Source organism: Streptomyces pacificus, from assembly GCF_011766325.1.
GTDB lineage: Bacteria > Actinomycetota > Actinomycetes > Streptomycetales > Streptomycetaceae > Streptomyces > Streptomyces pacificus.
Genome location: NZ_BLLG01000085.1, coordinates 1 through 351 on the forward strand (window position 1 = coordinate 1; position 351 = coordinate 351).

Sequence of the window (351 nt, forward strand, 5' to 3'; positions counted from 1 at the left end):
GGGACGCCGAGGCCCTGGAGAAGCTGGTCGACAAGCGCACCAGCCCGGCCCGTCCGAAGAAGTCGGCCGCCGAGGCGGAGAACGAGAAGCTGCGCCGCCAGGTGGAACGGCTGGAGAAGGAACTGGCCCGGAACAAGGCCGCGTTGGACATCATGGGAAAAGCCTCCGCGCTCTTGGAAATGATCTCCGAGGGCGCGGACTGAAGGCTGCCGCCGACCCGGTGGTCGATGACGCGTTCACCGGTGTCGAGGGCGAGCTGGGCATCACGGCCGCGTGCCGGCTGACCGGCCGCTCCCGGGCGACCCACTACCGCCGACTGCGGCCGACGCCACCGCCAGGGCCCCGCAAGCG

General features: G+C 70.9%; 1 protein-coding gene. It reads left to right on the plus strand.

Features of this window, described 5'->3' with window-relative positions:
* Positions 1-203 (plus strand): hypothetical protein (locus SCWH03_RS28360; protein ID WP_216854824.1); only part of this gene is annotated, 203 nt, incomplete at its 5' end.
* Positions 204-351: the final 148 nt, after the last annotated feature.